The 26096-nt window shown below is 34.3% G+C and carries 27 protein-coding genes; 18 read left to right on the plus strand and 9 right to left on the minus strand.

All coding sequences use genetic code 11. From position 1 onward, the window contains the following. Positions 1–37: 37 nt before the first annotated feature. The 5 genes from GFO_RS07305 to GFO_RS07325 all read right to left on the minus strand — a co-directional run bounded on the left by GFO_RS07305 (position 38) and on the right by GFO_RS07325 (position 4102). The gene (locus tag GFO_RS07305) at positions 38–769 is read right to left on the minus strand and encodes a fimbrial biogenesis chaperone (RefSeq protein ID WP_229664772.1); all 732 of its coding nucleotides are present in this window, start codon (positions 767–769) and stop codon (positions 38–40) included. A gap of 131 nt (positions 770–900) precedes the next feature. After that, positions 901–1395 (minus strand): DUF4402 domain-containing protein, encoded by a 495-nt coding sequence (locus GFO_RS07310; protein WP_011709443.1) that lies wholly within the window; start codon positions 1393–1395, stop codon positions 901–903. Between the two features lie 95 nt (positions 1396–1490). Further along, positions 1491–1988, minus strand: coding sequence for a DUF4402 domain-containing protein (locus tag GFO_RS07315; RefSeq protein ID WP_011709444.1), 498 nt, complete (start codon positions 1986–1988; stop codon positions 1491–1493). A 210-nt stretch (positions 1989–2198) separates the two neighbouring features. Beyond that, positions 2199–2660 carry a DUF4402 domain-containing protein gene (locus tag GFO_RS07320; RefSeq protein ID WP_148264603.1) on the minus strand — a complete coding sequence of 154 codons (462 nt, stop codon included), beginning with the start codon at positions 2658–2660 and terminating at the stop codon, positions 2199–2201. A 596-nt stretch (positions 2661–3256) separates the two neighbouring features. Then, the gene (locus GFO_RS07325; protein WP_011709447.1) at positions 3257–4102 is read right to left on the minus strand and encodes an OmpA/MotB family protein; all 846 of its coding nucleotides are present in this window, start codon (positions 4100–4102) and stop codon (positions 3257–3259) included. A 429-nt stretch (positions 4103–4531) separates the two neighbouring features. On the opposite strand from GFO_RS07325, the gene GFO_RS07330 reads away from it, so the two are divergent. Together GFO_RS07330 and tamL are read left to right on the plus strand one after the other, a co-directional pair. Then, positions 4532–9574, plus strand: coding sequence for a translocation/assembly module TamB domain-containing protein (locus GFO_RS07330; protein ID WP_011709448.1), 5043 nt, complete (start codon positions 4532–4534; stop codon positions 9572–9574). Next, the gene (tamL, locus tag GFO_RS07335) at positions 9564–11837 is read left to right on the plus strand and encodes a translocation and assembly module lipoprotein TamL (protein WP_011709449.1); all 2274 of its coding nucleotides are present in this window, start codon (positions 9564–9566) and stop codon (positions 11835–11837) included. Before GFO_RS07330 ends, tamL begins: the two co-directional genes overlap by 11 nt. Here the strand turns inward: tamL and upp are convergent. After that, positions 11834–12493 carry a uracil phosphoribosyltransferase gene (gene upp / locus GFO_RS07340; protein ID WP_011709450.1) on the minus strand — a complete coding sequence of 220 codons (660 nt, stop codon included), beginning with the start codon at positions 12491–12493 and terminating at the stop codon, positions 11834–11836. The genes tamL and upp overlap by 4 nt on opposite strands. A 195-nt stretch (positions 12494–12688) precedes the next feature. Here upp and GFO_RS07345 point away from each other — a divergent pair, with 195 nt between their 5' ends. The 8 genes from GFO_RS07345 to GFO_RS07380 all read left to right on the plus strand — a co-directional run bounded on the left by GFO_RS07345 (position 12689) and on the right by GFO_RS07380 (position 17079). Continuing rightward, a complete protein-coding gene (locus tag GFO_RS07345) occupies positions 12689–13066 on the plus strand; it encodes a VOC family protein (protein ID WP_011709451.1) in 378 nt (125 codons plus the stop codon). A 6-nt stretch (positions 13067–13072) separates the two neighbouring features. Further along, the gene (locus tag GFO_RS07350) at positions 13073–13441 is read left to right on the plus strand and encodes a nuclear transport factor 2 family protein (protein WP_158308618.1); all 369 of its coding nucleotides are present in this window, start codon (positions 13073–13075) and stop codon (positions 13439–13441) included. A 31-nt stretch (positions 13442–13472) separates the two neighbouring features. Beyond that, positions 13473–14108: a DinB family protein gene (locus GFO_RS07355; RefSeq protein WP_011709453.1), complete on the plus strand. Its 636-nt coding sequence runs from the start codon at positions 13473–13475 to the stop codon at positions 14106–14108. A 96-nt stretch (positions 14109–14204) separates the two neighbouring features. Beyond that, entirely contained in the window at positions 14205–14825 is a 621-nt protein-coding gene (locus tag GFO_RS07360; RefSeq protein WP_011709454.1) for a hypothetical protein, read from the plus strand. Between the two features lie 210 nt (positions 14826–15035). After that, positions 15036–15503 carry a universal stress protein gene (locus tag GFO_RS07365; protein ID WP_011709455.1) on the plus strand — a complete coding sequence of 156 codons (468 nt, stop codon included), beginning with the start codon at positions 15036–15038 and terminating at the stop codon, positions 15501–15503. Between the two features lie 103 nt (positions 15504–15606). Beyond that, on the plus strand, positions 15607–15810 hold the full coding sequence (locus GFO_RS07370) for a dodecin family protein (RefSeq protein WP_011709456.1): 204 nt from the start codon (positions 15607–15609) through the stop codon (positions 15808–15810). Positions 15811–16223: 413 nt separating this feature from the next. Beyond that, positions 16224–16541: a putative quinol monooxygenase gene (locus GFO_RS07375; protein ID WP_011709457.1), complete on the plus strand. Its 318-nt coding sequence runs from the start codon at positions 16224–16226 to the stop codon at positions 16539–16541. 136 nt (positions 16542–16677) lie between these two features. Further along, complete coding sequence (locus GFO_RS07380) at positions 16678–17079, plus strand: GlcG/HbpS family heme-binding protein (protein ID WP_011709458.1); 402 nt, start codon at positions 16678–16680, stop codon at positions 17077–17079. A gap of 233 nt (positions 17080–17312) precedes the next feature. On the opposite strand, the gene GFO_RS07385 is transcribed toward GFO_RS07380, so the two are convergent. Beyond that, on the minus strand, positions 17313–18320 hold the full coding sequence (locus tag GFO_RS07385; protein WP_011709459.1) for a zinc-binding alcohol dehydrogenase family protein: 1008 nt from the start codon (positions 18318–18320) through the stop codon (positions 17313–17315). Between the two features lie 639 nt (positions 18321–18959). Here GFO_RS07385 and GFO_RS07390 point away from each other — a divergent pair. The 5 genes from GFO_RS07390 (at position 18960) to GFO_RS07410 (ending at position 21594) form a co-directional block, all read left to right on the plus strand. Further along, complete coding sequence (locus GFO_RS07390) at positions 18960–19418, plus strand: cold-shock protein (protein ID WP_011709460.1); 459 nt, start codon at positions 18960–18962, stop codon at positions 19416–19418. 352 nt (positions 19419–19770) lie between these two features. After that, positions 19771–20733: a fatty acid desaturase family protein gene (locus GFO_RS07395; RefSeq protein ID WP_041250294.1), complete on the plus strand. Its 963-nt coding sequence runs from the start codon at positions 19771–19773 to the stop codon at positions 20731–20733. 71 nt (positions 20734–20804) lie between these two features. Then, on the plus strand, positions 20805–20999 hold the full coding sequence (locus GFO_RS07400) for a cold-shock protein (RefSeq protein ID WP_011709462.1): 195 nt from the start codon (positions 20805–20807) through the stop codon (positions 20997–20999). A gap of 101 nt (positions 21000–21100) precedes the next feature. Further along, a complete protein-coding gene (locus GFO_RS07405; RefSeq protein WP_011709462.1) occupies positions 21101–21295 on the plus strand; it encodes a cold-shock protein in 195 nt (64 codons plus the stop codon). A gap of 104 nt (positions 21296–21399) precedes the next feature. After that, on the plus strand, positions 21400–21594 hold the full coding sequence (locus GFO_RS07410; RefSeq protein WP_011709463.1) for a cold-shock protein: 195 nt from the start codon (positions 21400–21402) through the stop codon (positions 21592–21594). Positions 21595–21691: 97 nt separating this feature from the next. On the opposite strand, the gene GFO_RS07415 is transcribed toward GFO_RS07410, so the two are convergent. Beyond that, complete coding sequence (locus GFO_RS07415; RefSeq protein ID WP_011709464.1) at positions 21692–22609, minus strand: cation diffusion facilitator family transporter; 918 nt, start codon at positions 22607–22609, stop codon at positions 21692–21694. Positions 22610–22720: 111 nt separating this feature from the next. Between GFO_RS07415 and GFO_RS07420 the strand changes: the two genes are divergently transcribed. Continuing rightward, positions 22721–23764, plus strand: a complete 1044-nt coding sequence (locus GFO_RS07420) for an AI-2E family transporter (protein ID WP_011709465.1) — start codon at positions 22721–22723, stop codon at positions 23762–23764. 224 nt (positions 23765–23988) lie between these two features. Here GFO_RS07420 and GFO_RS07425 read toward each other — a convergent pair whose 3' ends face one another. Next, a complete protein-coding gene (locus GFO_RS07425) occupies positions 23989–24438 on the minus strand; it encodes a GNAT family N-acetyltransferase (RefSeq protein WP_011709466.1) in 450 nt (149 codons plus the stop codon). Between the two features lie 146 nt (positions 24439–24584). Between GFO_RS07425 and GFO_RS07430 the strand changes: the two genes are divergently transcribed. Together GFO_RS07430 and GFO_RS07435 are read left to right on the plus strand one after the other, a co-directional pair. Continuing rightward, positions 24585–25034 (plus strand): PepSY-like domain-containing protein, encoded by a 450-nt coding sequence (locus GFO_RS07430; RefSeq protein ID WP_041250051.1) that lies wholly within the window; start codon positions 24585–24587, stop codon positions 25032–25034. Positions 25035–25043: 9 nt separating this feature from the next. Next, positions 25044–26084 carry an MBL fold metallo-hydrolase gene (locus tag GFO_RS07435; protein WP_041250052.1) on the plus strand — a complete coding sequence of 347 codons (1041 nt, stop codon included), beginning with the start codon at positions 25044–25046 and terminating at the stop codon, positions 26082–26084. Positions 26085–26096: the final 12 nt, after the last annotated feature.

Below are 26096 nucleotides of genomic sequence, written 5' to 3' on the forward strand. Positions count from 1 at the left end.
GTTATATACTTTCAATATTAAGCTTAAAATTTCTGAATTATTCCAGTTCATAAACAGTACTGGCCAATTTTTTTCCTGTATCGTTAGAATAAGAAACGAGAAGTTTTCCTTTAGAGAGATCTATATTTTCTGAGTCTTGTAATTGAAAAGAGAAGGTTCTTACATTATTTGGAGTATATACAGCGATTCCTTTTACAATACCAACTTTCACTGGTTTTAAATTTTCGTATTGATATTCTACATCCAGGTTTCCATACACAGACATATTACCATCTCGTTCAATATCTAATGAAAGTATAGGTTGTTCCAGGGTTTCTAAGGAAACATTTTTTAACCTGATTTCAGTATTAGATTTTCCTTTCCTGAGTATTACAGGAATACTAATTCCAAATACCGTCTTAATATTTATAGAGATATTGTTTTCTTCTTCTTTGTTAGTTTCACTACCAAGTGCAGTTTGGTCTTCAACAGCTCTAAAATATAAATGAGAACGGTATTCACCTTCTTCCATACTATTCGTCCTTGTTACCTGAAGCCTAACTGTTTGAGCCTCTTTAGCGGCAAGTGAAACCCGTCTTGGGTAATATCTTAAGAAGGAATCAGCAAATCTTTGATTTTCATCCGGTTTTGAAATCTGTTCAAATTCTCCATTTTCTTTCATTCTATACTGAATAAAGGAAATCGCATAGGTGGCTGAATCACTACCAGTATTTACGAGATTTATTTCCTGAGACCTTTGGGTTCCATCAAAAATTAGTCGCTTTGGCATGATCATAAGATCGCCTTGAGCAAAGATATTGACAAAACAAAAAAATGAAATAAGTAAAGTTAGGAAGCGAAATTTGTAACTAATCATTTGGGGGGTATATTTTGAATTACTAGAATAGGTGCACTATACTACTAATTATAACTCACAGTAACATTAAATCCTGATGAATTTGTATAAAAACCTGATGGTTGATTTGCTTCTAGATTGAGTGTAGCTCCAATTTTAAGGATGTCGATTTCTTCACCTGTAACTTCCGGATTCACCGTAAATTCATCAATTATTAAAAATTGATTAGAATTATTCTCATTAAATAAAGTGAAATTTTCTGGTAAGGTTATCGAGTAGTTATAGCTACCATGTTTTACAATGGCCTCTGCAGCACTTACCTGACCTGGGTTTCCTGGTGAAATCTGAATGCCAAATGCTGTTCTACTACCCTCTGGAGATAAAATAAGCTTACCGGGATTATAGCTACTTATAACATTTCCAAAATGAAGATCTACATTTTTAGTTATTTCTATAGGATCTACTACAACAGCTGTACTATTTACACTAGCCGAAGCTGAGTGTTGAGCACAAACTCCCGTACAGAATCCAATAAAAAGAAAAAAGAGTAGTTTCTTCATGAGAGGTTGTTGAATCACTAAATTAAGAAAGCAAAGTGTTTCAAAAAAAACGCCGCCATTATCTAGACGGCGTATTTATTTATATGGTAATTATACTAGTTGTAATTTACCGTTACTGTAACAGTTCCTGAGTAGTCTCCTGCAGTCTGGGCATCATTTACGGTTAGAGTACCCCCAACATTTAAATCCTGAGCACTTCCAGATCCAATTCTATCTGAAACAGCTACTCTATCATGACTAAAAGTAACATCCATATTGGTTCCAGGACCAGTAAGTTCAGTGTCCGGAATTGTAACATCATAACCAAAACCATTAGAGGCAGTAATTTTAAATAAGGCTGCTGTTACGGTTGTTGCAGTGGTAATATCCATTTCATCATTGCTGAATGTTCTATTACCATTAGTATTTATTGTGACATCGCCACCAGTTGCAGTACCATTAATAGAACCAAAATTTAGAGCGGTACCGTTTTCAATACTGATAGGACTTACGATTTCAGCATTTACATCTGCAGTTCCTGAATCTGAATCAGCTTGAGCAAAGGAAACTCCTGAAACGAATAAACTTGCGAATAATAAAGTAATTTTTTTCATAATAGTAGGTTTAATAGATTGTTAGCGCGGTAAATATGCAAAGAAGGGATTGTACTGACCAAAAATTTTCGTTGATCTGTGGATTAAACTCGTTAAAAAGCAAAAATATTCAATGATTGACTTTTAATATTGAAAATTCTCTTTCAAATAGCATAAAACACTAAGAATAGTATTTAGAAGAAAAAACTTACAATAGTAATTTTAAAATTTTTAGTTATAGCTAACCGTTATTTCGATGGGGGAAGAAGTAGTATAATGTCCGGGCATTTGCTCTGGTTCAATTTGCAAGGTAGCCCCTAAACTAATGGTTTGGGTATCAGAATTTTTGGAACCAGCCTTGAAATCTGTAAGAAAATCTTTGATCACAATTTCATTTGTGCCATTTGTCATTTTAAACTCTCCCGTGGGAACACTAATATTATAAGAATGGCCATTTTGTCCCCTGACTTCGAAGACTGCTGCGGAAACACTTGCTGCATTCTCTAAACGAACATCACCGGTAGTGATCCTTGTATGATCTGGATTTAATATTACAGAGCCACCATTACGAGCATCAATACTAGCAAAATTCATATTTGAGGTAGTTTCAATAGAAATAGGTTCAATAATATTTACAGAGGCGGTAAAACTAGCAGAAGCACTATTCTGACAAATTCCCGAGAAGGAGATCATCAATAAAAAAATCAAGTTGGCGATTATATTCGGTTGTGCTTTCAATATAAAACTAAATATAGAAAAACAATTTAATTAAATCGATAAAAAGCATTTTTTAATCGATGAAAAGCATACTATTTAAAAAAAATCTTTATAAATCTATTCTTACAGTCATAATTATTTTAACAGGTAGAATTACGAAGTCTCTGATAATTAGGTTTATATAGTTCTCAGGGAGATTTTTTTTCAATTTAAATAAATCTAATAACAGGTAATCATTATATAACCTCGAATAAGGTTTCCTTGTATGATTAGTTAGCAATCAGCAATGAGAGTGGATTAATATAGAAAAATCATTGATTATATAAACCTCATATTATTGAACAATAATTACTTAAACTCATTGCGTTAAATTCAGTTTTCATTGATTAAGATTAGATAATAAAAATTTATAAACCTCTCCCAGGTAAGTCAACAACGTATTTTAAAAATAGCAGGTTTTGGAACTTTAAATTATTTATTCATAGTATCCTTATCCAGTTTATAGCCATTATAAAAATAAAAAAGGGAAAGCCAAATAGACTTTCCCTCTTTTAAACCTTATATTTTGATATCTAATTCTTAGCTACCGAAGCATCACCTTCAAGCATTGCAAAGAACTTATCCAGGTTAGGGATAATTACAATTCTTGTTCTACGGTTTTTCGCCATATTATCTTTATTTGAGTTTTCTACAAGTGGCTGGTAACTACTTCTACCGGCGGCGATCAGTTTAGATGGCTCTACATTATATTTATCCTGCAGTACTCTAACGATAGAGGTAGCTCTTCTTACACTAAGGTCCCAGTTATCTTTTAAATAAGATTCCGTTACCATAGTTCTATCATCAGTATGCCCTTCAATCATTACTTCCATTGCAGGTTCACTATTAATTACTTCTGCAAGTTTTTTAAGCAATGGCTGAGCTTCACCGGTTACTCTATAACTACCACTTCCAAATAGAAGTTTATCTGAAACATTAATCATTACTACAGTTTCATCTACGCTAATGTCAATATCATCTTCATCGGCGCCTTCAGAAATGTTCTGTTTTAAATTATATGAAACTGCAAGATTAATAGAGTCCTCCAGTGTTTTTGCACCTTTAACCTTTTCAGGATCCATTTTAGCGATAGTATTCTTCATCTTATTCTTGGTATTCTTAGACATGACCGTAAGATCATTCATTTCCATCATCCCCTCATTTTCTGTTCTAAGAGAATTTATCTTTGCATTATAATCAGCAACTCTTTCTTCAATACGAGCATACTTTTCTTCAATTTCTTCTTTTTCAACGCGAGTTTTCTGTAACGTACTTCTGGTATCGTTTAATTCTCCTTCAAGCGCAACGTATTTCTTTTTAGAAACACATGAAGTTAACATGGTAGCTGCTAATACCGTTACTGTTATTACTTTTTTCATAAATTTAGATTTTTAAGTTTTTATTGTTTGATTATTTAGTTTTACTAATCGCGGTCATAAAATCTATAATAGTGCCATTTCTGGATTTATTTTCTCATTTATAGAGGCGTAATTAATATCTTAAATATTTTAAAAGGCTTATGAACCCTTGATTTTTATGATATTATCTTCTTATATACATAAATTGAAATCATATAAATTTTGATTTATTCAGCTATAATTAGTCTATTAATTCGAAGTGCAAAACTGTAGAAACAGCTATTAACTGTGTAAAAATTCTCCACAGCCGGGGTGAAATTATAATGCATCAGAGTCTTTCTTGACTGTATTCCTGAAGGATTTTAACACAAGTTTATTAGAAATTAGGATTCTATAGTTTCGGATTACAACCTCTAAACGATAACTTTGGAAATTGCTAAAATTTACTAATTGAGCACCGCTAAAGAGAGACTTTTTAAAGTACTGAAGATCACCGGAAAAGTGTTTCTCGGGATACTTATACTTTTATTGCTAATTCTTTTATTTATTAGAAGTCCCTGGGGACAGAATATTATTAAAGATAAATTCATCTCTTCTATTGAGAAAAAAACGGGTGCTAAAATCGATCTGGATAGAATTTTTATTCAATTTAATGGGGATATCCAGGTAGATGATTTATACATCGAAGATCCAAAAGGGGATACTATTATTTATTCCAACCGTATTTCTGCAAATATTTCTGTTTGGCCTTTAATTCAAGGCAATGGTTTTAGTTTGAATTCTCTCGACGCGAATAATGTAAAGGCCAATATCATCAGGAAAGACTCTATTAAGGGGTTTAATTACGAGTTTTTGATGGAAGCCTTTGCATCTGATACTACTCAGACACAAACTACAACACCGGTTGATACTTCTGCTGCTCCTATGGATATTTCCCTGGGTGATTTTGACCTAAAAGATTTCGACATAAAATATATAGACCAGGTTTCAGGAATAGATACCAAGGCGAAATTTGAAGAATTAAAGCTTTCTTTTTCTAAAACTGATTTGCAGAATATGGCATTTCAGGTATCGGAAGCTATTCTGAATAATGCTAATATCAGCTACGATCAAACCAAACCTTTTCCTCCTTCGGAAGAAGAGGAGGCTCCAATGCCTGTTTTCGGGATCGAAGAACTTAAGTTTAACAATGTTAGTGCCTCTTATAACTCAGTTCCAGATTCTGTTTCAGCACAGATTGGATTAAATGACTTTGAACTGGCCGAAGCCAATTTCAACCTTAAGGATAGCATCATTTCCGGATCTCAGATAAAACTGCATGATTCCAGGATAGCCTTAAAAATGCAGCAAAATACTTCTACAGGTAATTCCGCTGAAGCTGTGGCTGAAACTACTGACGGATTTGAATGGCCGGGCTGGAAGATTGATATTAAAAGTATCGATCTACAGCATAATAATTTGGCGTATAATGTAAATGATGCAAATGTAACCGAAGGAGTTTTTGATCCCAATGCGATTTTATTAGACAGCTTAACGCTTCAGGCATCTGATATTGTTTATCAAAATAAAGAGGCAAAACTGAATATTTTAGAATTAAAATTCCAGGAAGGCTCCGGCTTCAATATCAAACAGTTTAATATTGAAGCATTAGTGAACAACCAGCGTATGGAATTCACCAATTTAAATCTACAGGCAAATAATAATTCACTGGCAGGAAAAGTTGTTCTTACCTATGATGATTTAAATAGTTTTATGAATAATCCGGGTGACGCAAGACTGGATACAAGTCTTCAGGATATTTATGTAAACATTAGTGATTTTTACAGCTTTCAGCCTGATCTGAAAAATAATGAATATATAAAAGCTCTTGCCGGTTCTCCAATTCGGGGTAATCTTAATGTGAATGGTAAGATTGATAATTTAAACCTGAATTCGCTAAATATTAGATGGAGAAATACCAGTATTAACGGTAATGGAAGTATCGTAAATGCTCAGGATCCTGAAAAACTAAGTTTTAATTTGCCCAATGTTCGGCTAAATTCTACCAGAGCTGACCTGACTAAATTCGTTAGTGAATCTGATCTTGGAGTTAAATTACCAGAAAAGTTGAGTCTTCAGGGAAGTTTTTCCGGAAATACCAGCAAAATTAAAACCAATGCAAATCTTAAAACTACCGATGGTGATCTTTTTGTAGATGGTAATTTTGAAATGGGGGATAAGATGGTTTTTGATGCTGAAGTCCGCGGGGATAGTATTTCATTAGGAAGTTTGTTGCAGAATGAGGCTTTAGGGGATATTCAACTGGATATTGACTTATCGGGAAGTGGGAGCACGGTTTCCGATCTTAATGCCAGCCTGGACACCAAAATTTCATCTTTCACATATAATGGATATGAGTTCAGGGATGTAGATATAACGGGAGAACTGGAAAACGGTAAAGGCCCGGTTAATCTTACGTATCAGGATACAAATCTGGATATGGAAGCTCAGTTAATGGTAGCGCTGGATTCAGTTTCTCCAAGGTTCGATTTTAATGTTTATATGGATGGTGCAGACCTTGAAGCAATTGGTCTCACACGAAGAAGTATAAAAACTGGTTTTGAGCTGAAAGGTTGGTTTGAAGGTAATTCCAGCGCCTATGAACTAGAAGCCGAAATTATAGATGGGGTTGCGGTATACAATAATAAAACCTATTTACTGGGTAATTTTGAGGCTGCTGCTTTTGTAGGAACAGATACAACCTCGGTAATGGTTGATAATCGTATGCTGGATCTTAATCTTCAGTCAAATGCCAGCCCGGGAGCTTTTAGTGCTGCCATAAACCGACACTTTAAAAGGTATATTACTGAAAATTATCAGGAAGATAGCATAACCAACCCGGTAAATTTAAAACTGGATGCAAAGATTAGTCAGGCGCCAATTCTCAACGAAGTATTCCTGGTAAATCTGGAAGAACTGGATACAGTAGATATAAACGTAGACTTCATAGAATCTGAACGAAAATTAGATGCCTCAGTCTCTTTACCTTTTGTTAATTACTACAGCAGTGAGATCGATAGTCTAAAACTGGAACTGCGATCGGACCCATCAGATCTTAATTTTGAATTCGCCTTCAATGAATTGAATACCGGCCCACTGGCAATTAAGAAAACAATAATTTCCGGGGATGTTTTAAATAGTAAACTAAACCTTGATTTTTCTTCTTTCTATGAGGAAAAGCAAATCGTACATGTAAAATCTGAACTTAATTTTCAGGGAGATACCTTAAAATTTCATTTAGAGCCACAAGATCTTATTCTTAACGGAAATCCATGGCAAATTGATAATGCCAATCAAATAAGTTTCGGTACCGAATATTTAGATTTTCAGAATTTTCGATTATCGAGGAATGATCAGGAAATGAAACTTGGCAATGATACACCGGGAATTGAAAAGGATCATCTAAGTCTTGACTTTAAGAATTTCAAATTAGCCGCTTTATTAAATTACCTGAATCCTGAAGAAAAATTAGCCCAGGGCCAGATCAATGGGAACCTGGTTTATGAAGAACCATTTGGTGAAAGTGGTATTCTTGCCAATATGGAGATCAACCAATTACAAATGCTGGGCGTAGATCTAAATACATTAAGTCTTAAAGGTGAATCTGCTGGATTTAGTCAATACGATTTCGAGATGGCTTTAAAAGGTGGGGAAATAGATCTTGATCTCACGGGTTCTTATGTAGCAGCAGAACCATCAGCCACACTTGACATGCAACTTGATTTGAATAAATTTCAGATGAGTGCTTTAGAAGGTTTTTCACAGGGGATGATCAAGAATGGGGATGGAAGTTTTTCAGGAAACATCAGCCTAAACGGTACAGTGTTAGAACCAATATATGAAGGGAGTCTTGAGTTTTCCAGCGCAAAATTCAATGTTGCGATGTTAAATGAAAATTTCGAATTTCCTAACGAAACGCTTACGCTGGATAACCAGGGAGTTTATTTCGATAATTTTAATATCGAAGATGCAAATGATAATTCAATAGTGGTTAATGGTAAAATTATTACTGAAAATCTTCTGAATCCAGGATTCGATTTAGATGTTCAGGCAGATGGATTTAGATTACTTAATTCTACCGAAGAAGATAATGATCTATTTTATGGTACTGCCGTAGTAGATGTAGATGGTACCGTTACGGGAGATCTTACGCTACCGGTTGTAAATATGGATATAGATATCAAAGAAAGTACAGATTTCACGTATGTGGTTCCTGAAACCGAATTACAGATGCAGGAGAGAGATGGTATCGTAATTTTTGTTAATAAAGAAAACCCGGAGGATATTCTTTCCCAAACCGAAGAAGAATCTTATGTGATATCGGGTTACGATATTTTTATGAAAATTGGTGTTGATGAGGGAGCAACTTTCAGCATTATTATCAATGAAGAAACCGGGGATAAATTCCAGGTACAGGGCGAAGGGGATTTAATTTTTAATATGTATCCTAATGGACGTATGGCGCTTACCGGGATTTATAATGTAAATGACGGTTTTTATGAAATGAGTCTCTATAACCTGGTTAAAAGACGTTTTGAACTTGCCGATGGGAGCCGTGTTTCCTGGGCTGGAGACCCTTTTGATGCACAATTAGATGTTAGTGCAATCTATCGTGTAGAAACTTCTGCTTCTTCGCTTATGGCTGCACAAACTACTGCCCTCGATAATGGATCTGATAAATTTCGTCAGGAAATACCTTTTCTGGTCTACTTAAATGTTGATGGGGAATTAATGCAACCAACAATTTCTTTCGGTTTAGATATGCCTGAAAGTGAAAGAGGTGTTGCAGGAGGTGAAGTATATGGCAGGGTGCAAACATTAAACAGCCAGGAACAGGAACTCAACAAACAGGTATTTTCATTATTGGTGCTTAATCGTTTCTTTCCTGAAGGCAATAGTACAGGTGCCGGGGGAGGAACTATGGCCGTTGCCAGGGATAATTTAAACAGTGCTCTTTCAGATCAATTAAATATGCTTTCCAGTCGTCTTGTTGGTGAAAGCGGGGTTCAGCTTAATTTTAACGTAGACAGTTTTACAGATTATCAGGGAGATGGTGGCCCCCAGGATAGGACTCAGTTAGATATAAGCGCACAAAAAGCATTTTTAGATGATAGGCTGGTAGTAGAGGTTGGAAGTGCCGTAGATATCCAGGGAGGAAATCAGGCAGGGCAGGAGGCAACTCCGGTAATTGGAAATGTTGGTATTTCTTATCTGCTTGACGAGGATGGGGTATGGAGAATTAAAGGCTTCAGTAGAAGTCAATACGAAAATGTGATAGATGGACAATTAGTAGTTAGTGGTATTGCCCTAATTTTCACTAAGGAATTTAATAAATTCAAGAATATGTTTGAAAAGGCGGTGATGGAAAAGGTTCAGAAGAAAGAGGAGGATAAGGATTCAACGGATAAAGATAAAGAAACTACAAAATCAGAAAACAAAGCCGATGAGAATTAGAGTTTCCGTTTTAGTGATTTTAACCATCATACTTGTTCAGGCTTGTAGTGTAGAGAAATTTATACCTGAAGATGAACAGTTATATACGGGCGCAAGTATTGAAATAGAATCTGATACCACCATTAAGAATGAACCACAACTAAAAAATGAACTTATAAGTGTTTTAAGGCCAAAACCTAATAGTCAGATCCTGGGAATGAGACCGGGACTTTATTATCATTATAAATCTCAACGAGAGAAACCGGGCTTTATTAATAAATTTCTAAACAAGAAGTTAGGAGAAGAACCGGTTTATGTATCAGATGTAGATCTTATCAATACAGAAGATCTACTCTTAAATCGTTTAGAGAACAGGGGCTTTTTCTATTCCAGGGTAAGTTCAGATACCGAGATCAATGAAGATTCAAAAACTGCATCAGTCTCTTATGATCTTACGGTTCCAGAACCATATACTATGGCAACGTATCAGATGGATACAGATTCGCTACTGGTTTACCGGGAGATCAAAAAGAATCTTGGGGAGACACTACTTGAAGAAAGTATGCGGTTTGATCTCCCAGAATTGAAGCTGGAAAGAGAACGTATCGACCTACATTTAAAAAGTATTGGTTACTATAACTTTAACCCCGGTTTTTTGATCTTCGAAGCAGATACCAATCAATATGACCAAAAGAAATTTGATTTGTTTCTTAGATTGAAAAAAGATGTTCCTTCAAAATCTGTTATTCCTTATCGAGTTTCAAATGTGAATGTCTATGCGAATTATAATGTTGATGAAGATAGCGTCTCCAATAATTATAAACGCTTTAATGATAAAAACTACCTGCAGGATGAATTGTTCTTTAAACCAAAATATCTTGACCCATACATCCTTATAGAATCTGGTGAAAATTATAGCCCTAAAGATTCCAGAGCAACCAGCCGAAGACTGGGAACCATTGGAGCTTATAAATTTGTAAACATTAGGTATGATGAAGTAGATACACTTGCAGTGGATAGTTTAGGATTGCTTGAAGCGAATATTTTCTTATCACCCCTGAAAAAGAGAGCAATTAAAGCCGAAATACAGGGTGTTACTAAATCGAATAGTTTTGCCGGGCCTCATTTAGGACTTACATTTTCTAACCGGAATTTGTTCAAAGGAGGAGAAAGACTGGATATTTCTTTAAATCTGGGTTACGAAGTACAATTAGGGTCTGGAGGGCTTCCGGGAAGAAATTCACTTAATTTGGGAATAAGTAACGATCTTATTATTCCCAGGCTATTATTTCCTATAAAGTTTAATAATAATTTTTTTGAATATGACATCCCAAAAACAAAAATAAGCCTTGGAGGAGACTATTTAAGAAGAGCGCAGCTTTTTACGCTAGCTTCCTTAAATGCATCCTTCGGATATTTTTGGAATGCCAATAAATATGTTACCCATGAGTTTGATCCTATCAGCTTAAATTTTGTCCAGCTAAGTAATACAAGTAAAGAATTTAACGATATTCTTGATGAAAATTCATTTTTACAAAGAAGTTTTGATCAGGAATTTATTGCGGGTCTAAGATATTCTTTCATTTATAACGGGATGATAGATGCCACAAAAAAGCATGTGTTCTTTGTGAATACAAATTTCGATATTGCCGGAAATACCATGAGTCTCATAGGAACGGAGAATGAGGAAGGTGAAGATGAAGTTTTTGGATTAAACTATGCACAATATGCAAAACTCGATCTGGATCTTAGATATCATTTTAGATTGGGAAAACAAAATACCATTGCCACAAGACTTTTTGGAGGCTATGGAATTCCATATGGTAATTCTGAAGTTTTACCTTTTAGCAAACAATATTTTTCTGGAGGACCTTATAGTGTAAGAGCATTTAGTACACGTTCTTTAGGCCCTGGAACTTATATTCAGGAAGAAGAGGATTCTGGATATAGAGACCAGTCGGGAAATATACGATTCGAAGCCAATGCTGAATATAGATTCCCAATTGTAACTTATTTAAACGGAGCATTTTTTATAGATGCAGGGAATGTATGGAATTCTGATTCTGAAACTGATACCGGAGGAGAAGCGGGTCAATTTCAGTCTGATTTCCTTACGGAATTGGGAATTGGTGCCGGAGCAGGATTACGTATCGATATTCAAAGTTTTGTAATAAGATTCGATCTTGCATTTCCAATGCACGATCCTCAGAAACCTGTCGGGGATCGATGGGTGAACGATTTTGGAAGCCCGGTATTTAACTTTGCGATAGGTTACCCTTTCTAATGTTGTAATTTGTTACCATAACAAAGATCGCCGGCATCACCTAATCCCGGAACGATATACCCGTTTTTATCGAGCTCATGATCTATAGTGGTGATCCATAATTTGGAATTTTCAGGAAATTCAGATTTTAAATACTCTACACCCTCATCAGATCCAATCACAGAAACTAAATGGATTTTTTCCGGTTTTCCCATAGATTCTAAAGCTTTTAAAACATTCACAAACGATCTTCCGGTAGCTAACATAGGATCGGCCAGTACAAGCGTTTTTCCCTCTAAAGAAGGGGAAGCCAGGTATTCTACAAGAATTTCAAATTTCTCATCATTATCAGGATGATGTCTATAGGCGGAAATAAAGGAATTTTCAGCATCGTCAAAATAATTTAGTATTCCCTGATGTAGCGGCAATCCGGCACGAAGTATAGAACAAATCACCAATTCGTTCTTAGGCATTGGAACATTCGATTTTCCAAGAGGAGTATTTACTTCAGAAGTTTGATATTCCAACTCTTTACTGAGTTCGTAAGCCATGATCTCCCCAAGTCTTTCGATGTTTCTTCGAAATCGCATTCTATCTGTTTGAATACCGGTATCCCTTAATTGAGATATGAATTTATTAGCTATTGAATTATTCTTCAGTATTTCCTGAACCTCCATTATAATATTTTAAAATTTTTCAAATCAAATTTACACTTTTCCCAGTAGAACTAAAATGCGATTTGTAATAGCTGTAGTTTCGACTTATATTCAAATACTTAGGCTTCACTTTAGTTTTTAGAAGTCCACATCATTTTTCCCCTGGTTTTAGAATAATAACGTAACTTTAAAAGTAAACAACTAAAAATCAGTTTTATGCTGACTAATTCAAAGGCATTTACTACATATTCAACAAATAATATAGATCGTTCCAAAGAATTCTATAATAACATTCTTGGCATAAAAGCTAAGAAAAATAAGATGGGACTACTAGAGTTAGAATTGAAAAATTGCCAGGTATTAATCTATCTTAAAGAAGATCATAAACCAGCAGATTTTACAGTTCTTAATTTTATTGTCCATAATATTGAAGAGGAAGTAAGTCTGCTTACTAAAAAAGGTATTCAGTTTGAAACCTATGAAAATGAGCTTAAAACTGATTCCAGAGGAATACATAAAGGAGATGTAGGGCCTGTTATTGCCTGGTTTAAGGATCCCGCAGGTAATATTTTATCTCTTATCGAAGAAATCTAAATGATCATGGATGGCAGAGAAGAATTAATAAGAAAATTAAACAATGCTTTTGCAGATTGTGACACAAAATTCCTTTCAGATAATGTTACGGATGATATCCAATGGAAAATAATTGGAGAAAAAACAATTTCAGGAAGAAAAGAATTTGAAAAGTCGCTTAATAGGATGAAGACTGGAGGTCCAATGGATATAACCGTTCAGGATATAATCTCTTTTAAAGAAAAATCTGTTGTTGAAGGGATTGTTGAGTTTATGGTTGAACCTGGCAAGAAAAGAAAATACGCGTTTTGTGATATTTATACATTTTCTACTACTAATGAAAATAAAATCGTGGAGCTCAGAACGTACATTAAACAAATAAAGAAGTATAAATAAACTTTAAATAAGAACCTTTAATAACTTGAATATGAAAACTTTAGCAGCATTAATAAGCTTTTCGATTTTAGGTGTACTCTATATTGGAAGTACTTTCTGTCAAAATCATAAAAGTTCCTGTGAAGAGCGGGTAATTATTGAAAACAAAATTGATGTTTTTGAGTATTTAGATGAAACCCAGGAAGCTTTGGAAGAAAGTTTACAGGGATTGTCTGGCGAGCAAATGCAATTTATAATAGATGAAAATAGTTGGTCTGCAGCACAGATTATTGAACATATTAATATAGTGGAGTTTTCTTTAAAATCTCTGCTTGAATCCAGAGTAAGCGAAAATACTTCTACCATGAATGAAGAAGTAGAAATGACTGATGAAGAAGTGGTTCAATTTATTACCGATAGATCTAAAAAAATTCCAACTCAGGATCAGTTTAAACCTTCAAATAAATTTAAAAACGCTGATGAAGCCATTGAGGCTTTTAAGGATCAACGGGAAGAACTTGTAGATTGGTTAAAAGATTCAGAGGTGGATATGCGAAGTTTTGTAAATGAATTTCCTTTTGGAAAGATTGACGGATATCAAACGCTCTTATTTATGGCTGGTCATACAGCACGCCATACCGCACAGATAGAAGAATTAAAGAAAGACCCAAATTTTCCGGAGGATTAAACTGATAGGTTACATGTGAAAGATGAAGCTTTAGCAACAAGATTGGAATTTTGGCTGTATTTTTGATATCATAAAGTGGACTTAAGATTTACAGATATGCGTTCGAAATTACTTTTTATTTTACTCTTTAGTATTGGCTTTACTGGATTTTCCCAGGTAGAAATTCCCCGCACTACTAATACCGGACCTATTTTTAAAGCTGAAGAATCAAAATCTACAGGATTTCCGATTCTTAAAAATGAAGAAACAGAAACAAAAAGCAGGTTCTTAAAGGAAAAACCGAAACCTATAGATCTTAGAGATAACCCGAAAGGCTTAATGACAGAAGCTGATGTCATCAAAAAAAGATGGGCAGAAGACAACGAAATTAAAGAGGAATTTAGAATGGATCAAAGCCTGGGAAATGTAGTTACCCAGGGGAAATTTGTTGAAGTTTATTGTCGGGATCACCAGTATATCGATGGTGATAAAGTACAAATATTTGTAAATGGGGAGCTTGTAGCTGCCAGTGTTAGTTTAAGAGCCGGTTTCACCCCAATTCTAGTAACACTGCAAGATGGTTTTAATAGTATTGAATTTGTAGCTCTAAATCAGGGTAGTTCTGGACCAAATACAGCAGAACTGCGTGTTTTAAGTGAAAAGGGAGATCAACTAGCTGTTAAAGAGTGGAACCTTCTTACCGGAGCTAAAGCAGAACTTATAGTTGTAAAAAATTAAAATATCCAGATTGGAGCTTAAAGTAGGAGTGACCAGTTTTTATATATAAAATACTTCAATACGCTTTCTTTAGCTTAATCCAAATCTCTTCGATTTTCGCTTAGTAAGCATCATTTCTTTCTTTGATAAAACCAGGTGTGATATATTCAAGCGCTCCCTATTCATCTTTTTTATAGATTTTACTTAACTTAGAAGGACCAATTATTTATCATGAAAAAGGTTCTTATAGGAGTGGATTATAATCCAAATTCAGAAAAAGTTATTCATAAGGGATATGACCTCGCTAAAAAGCTTGGAGCTGAAGTTTGTTTAATTCATGTTCTGGCAGATGTTGGTTATTATGGAATGAATTATCCGAGTTTTATGGGTTATGAAGGATATAATGAAATGTCGGTAGATCTAAATGTTATTTCAGAACTAAAAGAGGTAGCCAGAAATTTTATAGAAACCGCCGCTAACCATTTGAATGATCCATCTGTATCCACTCATATGGCTGATGGACCTACCGCCTCTGCGATTCTGCAATATGCTAAAGAATGGGATGCGGACATGATTGTTTTGGGTACCCATAGCCATTCGGTTCTTGAAAAAATTTTGATGGGAACAACTGCAAGTCATATTCTCGAAAAGACAAAAATTCCGGTTTATTTAATTCCTATAAAAGAGAAGGATAGCTAAATAAAAAAAATGCCATTTTTAATAATCTTCTGTTAATCATTTGAAATCCAATTTACTAATGAGTAAATTCAGGCAATTAAATGTTTAATTAAAATTATATATTATGGGAATAGTGAAAGTTATTGAAGTTATAGCAACCTCTGAAAAAAGTTTTGATGAAGCGACAAGAAATGCAGTGAAAGAAGCTTCTAAATCAATAAAAAATATAAAATCTGTTTATGTAAAAGAAATGAAGGCGCATGTAAGCGGTGATGCAATTACATCCTACGCAGTAATTACCAAAATTTCTTTTGAAAAAAATGCATAAATCAGTTTAAGTTATAAAATATTGGTCGGACGTGTTTCCGGCCTTTTTTTATGTTTGAAAGTTTTAAAACTATTTAATTTTGTATTAGAATTCGTCCTGACTTCCTTTGCCTGAAAACTTAGTATTCTGTTCCCTAAGTTGATCTTTTTTTCTTATTGAAGCTATGGCTGTGCTAATCTAAAAAGCTTTCATTAGGAGTATACTTTTATTCTCGGTTCCAAACAGAATCTCAAGATGAGTTCAAACGAATTGCAAAATTGGAAAAAAGCAAGGAATCGCCAAATTGGCAATTATTTAGGTATAAAACCCGAAAGCATGAGGAAAATAATAAAGAAGTACTCTTACTTAACATTTTTTAACAGCTGAACCTAACATACATCAATTATATCAGGCTTTATTAATTGTATCTTTAAATGAATGTAAAGATTGAAATTATGAAGAAATATGGATTATTAGCAACAGTTAAAGCGAAACCCGGAAAAGAATCTGATGTGGCTTCCTTTTTAAAAGATGCTGTTGAGTTAGCAAAGAAAGAAGAAAAAACAATTACCTGGTATAGTTTTCAGATCGATGAAAATAGCTTCGGTATATTCGACACATTTGAAAATGAAGATGGGAGGGAAGCTCATTTAAATGGAGCAATTGCTGAAAAATTAATGGCAAATGCTGATACACTGTTAGTCGAAAAACCAGAAATTAAAAAAATTGATATTCTGGCATCAAAGGAGTAATAAGCATATCGGGAAAAGATTGCTATGAAAAATTCTTATTACTGAATTTGTTGTTGGTTAAGGATAAAAATTTCTAAAAAAGTTGTTTCCCACAATTGAAATTTTTGTCCTTTTTAATTCTAAAAAATGAAATTGCATGAAAGTTACTTTAGATAAAGCAGAGAAGATCATAGCAGCCGCGAAAAAGAAGGCTGCTGAAATAGATACAAAAATGAATATTGCAGTGGTAGACGAAGGCGCAAACCTTGTGGCCTTCGTAAGAATGGATGGAGCCTGGTTAGGATCTAAAGACATTGCTATTAAAAAAGCTAAAACTGCGAGGTATTTTGATATGGATTCAGGAGAGATCGGAAAGTTGTCTCAACCTGGAGGCGCATTGTTTAATATAGAACATTCTAACAATGGTTTGATCACATTTCCCGGAGGCGTGATCATTAAAAATAGTGATGGTGAAGTTTTGGGAGCTGTGGGTGTTAGCGGAAGTACCGTTGAGAATGATCATGAAGTAGCAAATGCCGGAGCAAAAGCTTTCAGTTAATTTGCTATTACAGTAATTATAATGAAACCCGCTATTCGGCGGGTTTTATTTCTTCTATTTTTTTTATCCACAAAGTATCATAAAATCATAAATTGCGTCATTCTGTCCCGATAACTATCGGGATTGTTTCAGAATCCCATAAGATTAATAAGATAACTTGAGACCCTGAAAATAAATTCAGGGTGACAAAACAATTATAGTACAAAAACATTATATACAAATTCTAATTTTCTCTAAAAGGAAATCACATTCTTTCCTACCGATTTTCCTGATTCCTGTAGTTTGTGTACTTTTTTCAGAGTTTCTGCACTTAAACCCTCGAATGTTTCATTCAAAGTAGTTTTTATCTTATTGGCCTCAATAAGCTTTCTTACCTTATTCAGAATTTCATGCTGCATTATCATGTCATCAGTTTTAAACATACTTCTGGTAAACATAAGTTCCCAATGAAAACTTACACTTTTCTCCTTCATCAGGTTTAAATCTACATTTTCAGTAGTATTCACAATACAACAAATTCCACCCTGAGGCGCAATCAATTCGGTCATTGCTTTCCAGTTTCCAGAAGTATCAGCAAAATTAAGAATGTAGTCTACATTTCGAGTATCTCCCATACTATCCATAAGATTATGATGATCTACAATTTTATCAGCTCCCATTTTCTCACACCATTTTTTGGTAATATCCCGGGATGCCGTTGCAATGACCTTAAAATTAGTTAGCTGTTTAAGAATTTGGATCGCGATGGATCCAACACCACCGGCACCGCCTATAATAAGTACAGTCTTAGCTTTACCCTCATTTTCTTTAATTCTTAATCTATCAAATATAGATTCCCAGGCTGTCAAAGAGGTAAGGGGCAAAGCAGCGGCTTCTTCCCAATTTAAATTATCAGGTTTATAACCAACAATTCTTTCATCAACTAACTGAAATTCGGAATAACATCCTGGACGCGTTAGGTCGCCTGAGTAATATACTTCATCACCAACCTTAAACATTTCAACATCATCGCCTACGGCTTCTACAACTCCTGAAGCATCCCAGCCAATTATTTTTGGATTATCCAATTCTGAATCCTTTGCTGCACTTTGCCGAACCTTGTAATCTACAGGATTCACTGAAATCGCTTTAATCTTAACCAGGAGATCTCTCTTTTGTGGTTTTGGTTTATCAATTTCAAAATCGATAAAACTATTTTCTTTCTCAATGGATAACGACTTTTTGAAACCTACTGCTTTCATATTCCTTTTCTTTGTAATTAATTTGATTATTCATAAAACATTTTAACTGATAAGAGGCTTTATTCCAGGTCTATTTCAGAATCTTATAATCTGCCTTTTAAATCATCTTAATGAATTTAATAAGCCTTTGAAATAACTATTCATTATCAGAAAACTAAGCATATAAGTTAATAGTCATCAAGCAGTATCCAGTTTTTATATTCATAATTTTTTTCTAAAATATCAAACTTAGGATTCAGCTCTTAATGAAGAACTTTTTCTAAATATATAGAAACCGGACAAGTTGTTAAGGTGACCTTAAAAACCGATTAAAACGAATGTTACTTAGGTTTCGTTAAAATGCCTTCAGAATTTATTAAAGATGCGGACTAAGTATATATTCTATAACAAGCTTATTTTTAACAGATTATTATAAGACATGCTTAATAAATAATAATTTTATTAAGTCTGAGCTTTAAATCTTTTATAATCGGATTCCTATGACTATCTTTACCAAAATTTTGATGCAGGCTGAGCTCAGCCATTGCTCTCTCTAAATTAAACCTTCAAAAGATAATCTTACACATTAAATTTTCTGGTATTCGTTTAGTTGGTTCAAAACATCAAAGTTTGAAACGAATAGTAATTAAAATTTAGTGAATGGCAAGATCCGGACAAACCCAAAACAAACGAGAAAAAGAAAAAAAGAAGCTTAAAAAGCGAAAAGAAAAAGAAGCTAAGAAGCTGGAGAGAAAAGAAAATTCTAACAAAGGAGGTTCATTTGAAGATATGATCGCCTATGTAGATGCAGATGGAAATCTAACAGATACTCCACCAGATCCTTCCCAGAAAGTAGAAGTAGAGGCTGAAGATATTGAGATCGCTATCCCTAAGAAAGAAGATAGAGAATATGACGAACCTGAGACAGATACTGAAGGAAAAGTTTCATTTTTTGATCATTCAAAAGGTTTCGGATTCATTATAGGGAAAACTACCGGTGAGAAATATTTTGTACACGTTAGCGGTCTTATTGATGAAATTGATGAGAACGATAAAGTAAGTTTTGAACTTGAACAAGGAATGAAAGGACTTAACGCTGTACGAGTTAAGAAAATCTAGTAGCATTTATAAAGATTATTTTCTATTCTAAGTAGTCTACAAACTATCCTGAATTGTAAATTATTGAAAATTAATAGATTATTGTGATGAGCACTAAACAATTAAGTGTACATTTGCATAGTTAAAATAATTTAGTTTTCTTCACTTAAGATCCATTCAGGATATATCAAGTTTTAGTCACTTTAGTATTTAGACATTAAAATAAAACAGTACCAGTATCAATAATCCAAAATTTGCTCAGAAAAGAGCTTCCGATTTTTCAAAGACTCTACGAAGTCGGGTAAATTCTTATTTCAAAACTAATAATATTAGTAAGCATGCTAATGGCAGTATGATCGTAAAAACGGTTTTAATGCTTTTGGTATTTATTGTTCCATTGGTCATTATCAATACTGGAATAGTAACTAGTATTTGGTTAATTTTCACTTTATATATCATTAGTGGATTTGGAATGGCCGGAATTGGAATGGGTGTAATGCATGATGCAATTCACAATTCATATTCCAAAAACCAGAAAGTAAATCAGTATCTGGGATACACGTTGAATTTGATTGGTGCAAATGCCAGCATCTGGAAAATACAGCATAATGTACTGCATCATACGTTCACTAATATAGAAGAGGCAGATGATGATATAAATCCGCCATTTTTTTTAAGGTTTACACCACATACCAAAAGATATTTCATACATAAATTCCAACATATTTACTCGTGGTTCTTCTATGGCCTTTCAACAGTATCATGGGTAACTGCGAAAGATTTTGTTAGAATGGCTCGTTTTAAGAAAATGGGGTTTTTTAAAGGAGGAAATGCTTTTAACACCGAGTTGATGAAAGTTATCGGATGGAAAGTACTTTCCTTTGGATTTGTACTGGTTTTACCAATCATTATGGCTCCGGTAGCCTGGTGGATCATTGTGTTGGCTTTTATAAGCATGCATTTTGTAACCGGATTAATGATCACAACAGTTTTTCAATTAGCACATATTGTCCCAACAACAGAATATCCTTTGCCTAATGAAGAAGGTATTGTAGAAGGGGATTGGGCAAGCCATCAACTTTTTACAACGAGTAATTTCTCACCAAAAAGCAGGTTGTTTTCCTGGTGTATTGGGGGATTAAATTACCAAATTGAGCATCATTTATTACCAAATATATGTCATGTTCATTATAGAAAAATTTCGCATATTGTAGCGCAAACCGCAAAGGAATATGGTTTGCCATATCATAATAATCATAATTTTGTCTCGGCAGTAGGAGAGCATTTTAAAATGCTTCGCCAGCTAGGAAAGATGGATAATCTTAGAGCAGGATAATAATAAAAGATTGGATGCCGTACGATCTCTAAACAAGAACGGCAAATTTATAAATAATAACAAGTATAGTAATGCAAGAAGGTAAAGTAAAGTTTTTCAATAACACCAAAGGATTTGGTTTTATTAAAGCTGACGATTCAAACGAAGACATCTTTGTACACTCAAGTGGTCTAATTGACGAAATTCGTGAAGACGACAGAGTACAGTTCGAAGTTGAGCAAGGTAAAAAAGGTCTTAACGCTGTTAACGTTGAAGTAATTGACTAATTATTCTCAGATTTCATTTGAGATCTGAAAATAATAAAGATTGGATGTCGTACGATCTCTAAACAAGAACGGCAAATTTGTAACAATTAATAAGTATAGTAATGCAAGAAGGTAAAGTAAAGTTTTTCAATAACACCAAAGGATTTGGTTTTATTAAAGCTGACGATTCAAACGAAGACATCTTTGTACACTCAAGTGGTCTAATTGATGAAATTCGTGAAGACGATAGAGTTCAATTCGAAGTTGAACAAGGTAAAAAAGGTCTTAACGCCGTAAACGTCGAAGTAATCGACTAACTATTTTAAAATCCTGTAATAGGTTTTTAGAGATAGTATTATAGATCGTTTGCCGTGCGATCTTTAAAAGCAAACGGCATTTATAACAATTAATAAGTATAGTAATGCAAGAAGGTAAAGTAAAATTTTTCAATAACACCAAAGGATTTGGTTTTATTCAAGCTGAAGGATCAAACGAAGATATATTTGTACATTCAAGTGGTCTAATCGATGATATTCGTGAAGATGATAGAGTTCAGTTTGAAACTGAGCAAGGAAAAAAAGGATTAAACGCTATAAACGTTGAACTAATTGACTAATTAGTTGTGATTCTTTTTAAAAAATTAAAGTCATCTTAACAGATGGCTTTTTTTATGTTCCTTTTTATGCTCCGTGGGAAGTAGTTTGAAACCTATATTAATTTAGCTTACTGGTGATTTGAATATATACCTCCTTGATTTTAGGTTTCTCCTGCATTATTTCATTTCTTAGATCATCAACGATTTTTTCAGCTTCCAAAAACTCCAGATTATCTACAAGATCAATTTCAACTATTAGTAATATCTTATCTGGCCCAAAATGCATTGTTTGGGGGATGTTTGATGCATTTACATACGCTTTAGAGTTGATAAGATTATCAATATCTTCAATAACTTCATCATGTGCGCTTTCTCCGAGCAAGAGCCCTTTGCTTTCTTTCGCAAGAAAAGTTGCTACCGCTAAAAGAATTGTGCCAATAACAATTGAGGCAGCGCCGTCGAGATAGGGGTTACCGAATACTTGTGAGAGAAAAACACCAATAAGTGCGACAGTAAGGCCCACAACTGCAGCTGTATCTTCAATAATTACAGCAAAAGTGGCGGCATCTTTACTCTTAATAATATTCTTGATCAGGTTTTTAGATTTATGCTTCCTGGACTTATTGAAGGTTTTAAGCGCGAGATATAGAGCTGTTCCTTCAAAGACAATAGCCGCACCCAGTACCCAGTAATTCCAGGTAGGATCTTCAATAACGTGAGGATCCTGTATAGCGTGAATACCTTCATATATGGCAAATCCGCCACCGAGAGCGAAAATAAGGATACTTACCACAAAACTCCAGAAGTAAACTTCTTTACCGTATCCAAACGGATGCATTTTATCAGGTTTCTGCTTAGATCGCTTTATTCCCAGGAGCAAGAGTAAACCATTCCCTGTATCTACTAAAGAATGTATTCCTTCAGCGAGCATTGCCGAACTTCCTGTAAAAAAAGAAGCCAAGAATTTACTTATAGCGATTAATAAATTTGCGCCTATCGCGCCATAGATTGCAATATTAGATCCTCCTGCTGCCATTTAATAATTTTTGATGAAATTACAATTATCTTAAAAAAGATAAGAATCCTTTATTAGAAAGTCGATAAAACATTTCCGATATTGAAAATCTCATACCAGAAAAATCATAAAATGATCTCCAAAAAGAAATTGTTGTTTTATAGCGCTACCATAATTGTTGCAACTTATTTTTTATTCCTGGGACTCACCAAGGCTAAAGGTTTTTTCGCACCCATGATCACCGCAGTGATCCTTAGCCTGATAGTCCTGCCTTTATCTCAAAGAATGGAAAGAAAGCTGAAAAGACCTTTGGCTGCAATACTCAATAGCCTTTTGCTCTTTTTGATTTCAATAGGTTTAATGGCTATAGTTTCTTTTCAGGTAAGATCGTTCGCTGAGGATTGGCCCCAGATTAAAGAAACAATGGAGCCTAAGATAGAAAATGCTAAAGAATTTGCTTTAGAACACACCCCTTTAAATAAACAGGATATTGAAGAAGCAAAAAATAGCTCTTCAACAATGGATTTACAACCAGGCAAATGGGCAAAAACATTTATGAGTGGACTCTCCAGCTTTCTTGCGAATTATTTACTGACATTCGTATATATTTTCTTTCTTCTGAATTACCGCCATATATTCAAAAACTTTCTCTTAAGGGTTTTTCCAGATGAGAAACAGCAAACCATTAAAACCATCATTGTAAAATCTGCGGAAGTAGCTCCACAATATCTGCTGGGAAAACTAATATTAATGGGATTATTAGCAGTTATTTATTCCATTGGTCTTGGAATTTCAGGAGTAAATAATTTTATTCTGGTAAGTGTTATCGCCGCTGTACTTACATTGATACCTTACATAGGAAATGTGATTGGATTTGTTATGGCAGTAGCCTTTGGGTTTTTAACTTCCGGAGATATTACTGTTCTTATTGGCATAGCACTAACGTTTACTATCACCCAGTTTGTTGAAAGTTATGTATTACAGCCTTACGTGGTAGGGGAAAGGGTAGATGTACATCCGTTTTTTGTAATAGTTTCAGTAATTCTGGGAAATATGGTCTGGGGAGTTATAGGAATGATCCTCGCTATCCCTATCATGGCAATTATTACAGTTGTGCTGCTAAATATTCGTCAATTAAGACCATTTGGTATTCTTTTCAGTAAAAAAGAGTTTTAAAGCTCGCGAATAGAACTCCTGCTGAACTTGAAGAAGCCATAGGATTATTAGGTGCTAATAGTACTATGTAATGTTTGTAATGAAGGTTTATAGGTATTTTTATTATAATTTGATGAAGCTGTTTACTCAAAATTAGATATTTAAGTTTTTCTAAGATTCTTCATTTCATTCAGAATAACACATTAGACAGCTTCTTTTGGTTCAGGATTAGATACAACTCGACATTATAGCAATTTTTCAAAACATACACTATTCTCCATATTTTCATAGGGTGGATACTTGTCTATGAGTTCAAATCTATTTTTTTTATAAAAATTTATAGCTTCAAACTGCCTTTTGCCGGTTTCAAGAATCAACTTAGTGTAACCAGTTTCTTGAGCCCATGCTTCTATATTCCTTAATATTTCCCCTGCATAGTTTCTATTTCTAAATTTTACATCTACAAACATTCTCCTTAATTCTGCAATTCCTGGTTGATATTCTTTAAAAGCACCACAACCTACGGGAATCTCATTAAGATAAAGAACAATTACATTTTTAATAGCATCAAGTTTGTTTAACTGATCATAAAAATCGTGTTCATCTCCATCACTAATGGCTAAATATATATCTAGCTTTTGTTCCAGGGAGATAAACCCTTCGTCATCAGAGTTTGTGCGTTGTATTCTTAACATCAATCGGTATTTATATTTTTAAAAGATATATGATTATTTTCTCTTTTGAAATGTATATCGGCATAAGCAACATAGAAAATAATATTTTATGATTTCATTGGCGAATAACTTTTATGGACTCTTTAGCTTTATATAAAATTAACGTCATGAAAAAAATATCAATATTTATAGCGGGATGCCTAACTGTAGGAATGCTCAGTTGTCAGGAAAAAAAAGATGAAAAAGATAGTAATAAAAGTGAAGTTCCAGAGGCCGTAGCCATGGCTTTTCAAAAGAAATATCCTGGGGAAAATGATCCAGACTGGGAGCAGGATGAGCATGGTTACTGGGAATCGCATTTTAAACAGGATGGTGAGAAATACAGGGCAGATTTTAATACTGACGGTTCCTGGGTGGAGACTGAAAATGATATTAAAACTGAAAATCTTCCGGAAGCCATTAAGAAAGTTATAAAAGAGAAGTATTCAGATTATGAAATTACTGAAGTAGAACATGTGATCAGTGCTAAAAAAGGGGAGTTCTACGATGTGGAGTTTAAACAGAAAGGTAAGAATAAGGATGTTGAGTTTCGCGAAGATGGTACTGAACTAAACTAGTTTATTTTGATGCGTAATCAATTTGGAGCAAAGCCCACAAACCAAGATCTTAAGAAATATTCGAGCTCAGATAATTGGGATGGCAATAAATTCATTAATCTGGAAAAAACCGGAATGAACATTAGTTTTCAGGATATTCCAAAGCTTCTCTATAAACAGTTCTGCGAGAAAAAAGGAAGAGAGCCAAAAATTCCTATCCCGGTTGCAGAATTTAAGAGAAAAGATTTTCTAGCACCGTCAGATAATGCAAAATTTATATGGTATGGCCATTCGGTTATTCTTATGAGAATAAAGGGACAGACTATGCTTATAGATCCAATGTTTGGCTCTAACGCAGCACCAATTTCACCATTTTCAGTAAAAAGATTTAGTAAGAATACTCTGGATATAATTGAAAAATTACCCGGGATCGATCTGCTTTTGATTTCTCACGATCATTATGATCATTTAGATTATGACAGTATTAAACTCTTAAAAAGCAAGGTTAAGAGGTTTGGTGTTGCTTTGGGTGTTTCAAGACATCTAAAGAAATGGAATATTCCTATGGATAATATTTCTGAATTTGACTGGTGGGATAAAATTGATTTTGAAGGTATTGAAATCACATTTACACCATCCCGTCATTTCTCCGGCCGCGGATTAAAAGACCGGGCTAAATCACTTTGGGGAGGTTGGGCCTTTAAAACCTTTAATGAAAATATCTGGTTTAGCGGGGATGGCGGATATGGTAAGCACTTTAAAGAAGTAGGCGAAAGATTAGGTCCATTTGATTTTGGTTTTATGGAATGCGGCCAGTACAATGAAAAATGGCATCAAATACATATGTTTCCTGAAGAAAGCGTTCAGGCTGCGATAGATGCAAAAGCAGATAAAATTATGGCGGTACATTGGGCCGCATTTGCTTTGGCACAACATCATTGGAAAGATCCAATCGAAAGATTTACAATTAAAGCGCAGGAAATGGGGATCTCCAACTCCAGGCCTCAAATAGGCGAATTATTTAGTGTGAAATCTCAACAGACTAAAAATTGGTGGGAAAAAATCGATTAAAATTGAATATAT

Origin of the sequence: Christiangramia forsetii KT0803, assembly GCF_000060345.1 — a bacterium.
GTDB classification, from domain to species: domain Bacteria; phylum Bacteroidota; class Bacteroidia; order Flavobacteriales; family Flavobacteriaceae; genus Christiangramia; species Christiangramia forsetii.

What these genes read in the sequence shown, in the direction of transcription:
- GFO_RS07400 (WP_011709462.1), top strand. Translation starts at nt 20,805, where the DNA reads ATGCAAGAAGGTAAAGTAAAGTTTTTCAATAACACCAAAGGATTTGGT.
- GFO_RS07355 (WP_011709453.1), top strand. Translation starts at nt 13,473, where the DNA reads ATGAAAACTTTAGCAGCATTAATAAGCTTTTCGATTTTAGGTGTACTC.
- GFO_RS07420 (WP_011709465.1), top strand. Translation starts at nt 22,721, where the DNA reads ATGATCTCCAAAAAGAAATTGTTGTTTTATAGCGCTACCATAATTGTT.
- GFO_RS07410 (WP_011709463.1), top strand. Translation starts at nt 21,400, where the DNA reads ATGCAAGAAGGTAAAGTAAAATTTTTCAATAACACCAAAGGATTTGGT.
- GFO_RS07305 (WP_229664772.1), bottom strand. Translation starts at nt 769, where the DNA reads ATGCCAAAGCGACTAATTTTTGATGGAACCCAAAGGTCTCAGGAAATA.
- GFO_RS07370 (WP_011709456.1), top strand. Translation starts at nt 15,607, where the DNA reads ATGGGAATAGTGAAAGTTATTGAAGTTATAGCAACCTCTGAAAAAAGT.
- GFO_RS07390 (WP_011709460.1), top strand. Translation starts at nt 18,960, where the DNA reads ATGGCAAGATCCGGACAAACCCAAAACAAACGAGAAAAAGAAAAAAAG.
- GFO_RS07310 (WP_011709443.1), bottom strand. Translation starts at nt 1,395, where the DNA reads ATGAAGAAACTACTCTTTTTTCTTTTTATTGGATTCTGTACGGGAGTT.
- GFO_RS07425 (WP_011709466.1), bottom strand. Translation starts at nt 24,438, where the DNA reads ATGTTAAGAATACAACGCACAAACTCTGATGACGAAGGGTTTATCTCC.
- GFO_RS07380 (WP_011709458.1), top strand. Translation starts at nt 16,678, where the DNA reads ATGAAAGTTACTTTAGATAAAGCAGAGAAGATCATAGCAGCCGCGAAA.
- GFO_RS07430 (WP_041250051.1), top strand. Translation starts at nt 24,585, where the DNA reads ATGAAAAAAATATCAATATTTATAGCGGGATGCCTAACTGTAGGAATG.
- upp (WP_011709450.1), bottom strand. Translation starts at nt 12,493, where the DNA reads ATGGAGGTTCAGGAAATACTGAAGAATAATTCAATAGCTAATAAATTC.
- GFO_RS07365 (WP_011709455.1), top strand. Translation starts at nt 15,036, where the DNA reads ATGAAAAAGGTTCTTATAGGAGTGGATTATAATCCAAATTCAGAAAAA.
- GFO_RS07435 (WP_041250052.1), top strand. Translation starts at nt 25,044, where the DNA reads ATGCGTAATCAATTTGGAGCAAAGCCCACAAACCAAGATCTTAAGAAA.
- GFO_RS07360 (WP_011709454.1), top strand. Translation starts at nt 14,205, where the DNA reads ATGCGTTCGAAATTACTTTTTATTTTACTCTTTAGTATTGGCTTTACT.
- GFO_RS07415 (WP_011709464.1), bottom strand. Translation starts at nt 22,609, where the DNA reads ATGGCAGCAGGAGGATCTAATATTGCAATCTATGGCGCGATAGGCGCA.
- GFO_RS07405 (WP_011709462.1), top strand. Translation starts at nt 21,101, where the DNA reads ATGCAAGAAGGTAAAGTAAAGTTTTTCAATAACACCAAAGGATTTGGT.
- GFO_RS07350 (WP_158308618.1), top strand. Translation starts at nt 13,073, where the DNA reads ATGGATGGCAGAGAAGAATTAATAAGAAAATTAAACAATGCTTTTGCA.
- GFO_RS07345 (WP_011709451.1), top strand. Translation starts at nt 12,689, where the DNA reads ATGCTGACTAATTCAAAGGCATTTACTACATATTCAACAAATAATATA.
- GFO_RS07385 (WP_011709459.1), bottom strand. Translation starts at nt 18,320, where the DNA reads ATGAAAGCAGTAGGTTTCAAAAAGTCGTTATCCATTGAGAAAGAAAAT.
- GFO_RS07320 (WP_148264603.1), bottom strand. Translation starts at nt 2,660, where the DNA reads ATGATCTCCTTCTCGGGAATTTGTCAGAATAGTGCTTCTGCTAGTTTT.
- GFO_RS07375 (WP_011709457.1), top strand. Translation starts at nt 16,224, where the DNA reads ATGAATGTAAAGATTGAAATTATGAAGAAATATGGATTATTAGCAACA.
- GFO_RS07395 (WP_041250294.1), top strand. Translation starts at nt 19,771, where the DNA reads ATGCTTTTGGTATTTATTGTTCCATTGGTCATTATCAATACTGGAATA.
- GFO_RS07315 (WP_011709444.1), bottom strand. Translation starts at nt 1,988, where the DNA reads ATGAAAAAAATTACTTTATTATTCGCAAGTTTATTCGTTTCAGGAGTT.
- tamL (WP_011709449.1), top strand. Translation starts at nt 9,564, where the DNA reads ATGAGAATTAGAGTTTCCGTTTTAGTGATTTTAACCATCATACTTGTT.
- GFO_RS07325 (WP_011709447.1), bottom strand. Translation starts at nt 4,102, where the DNA reads ATGAAAAAAGTAATAACAGTAACGGTATTAGCAGCTACCATGTTAACT.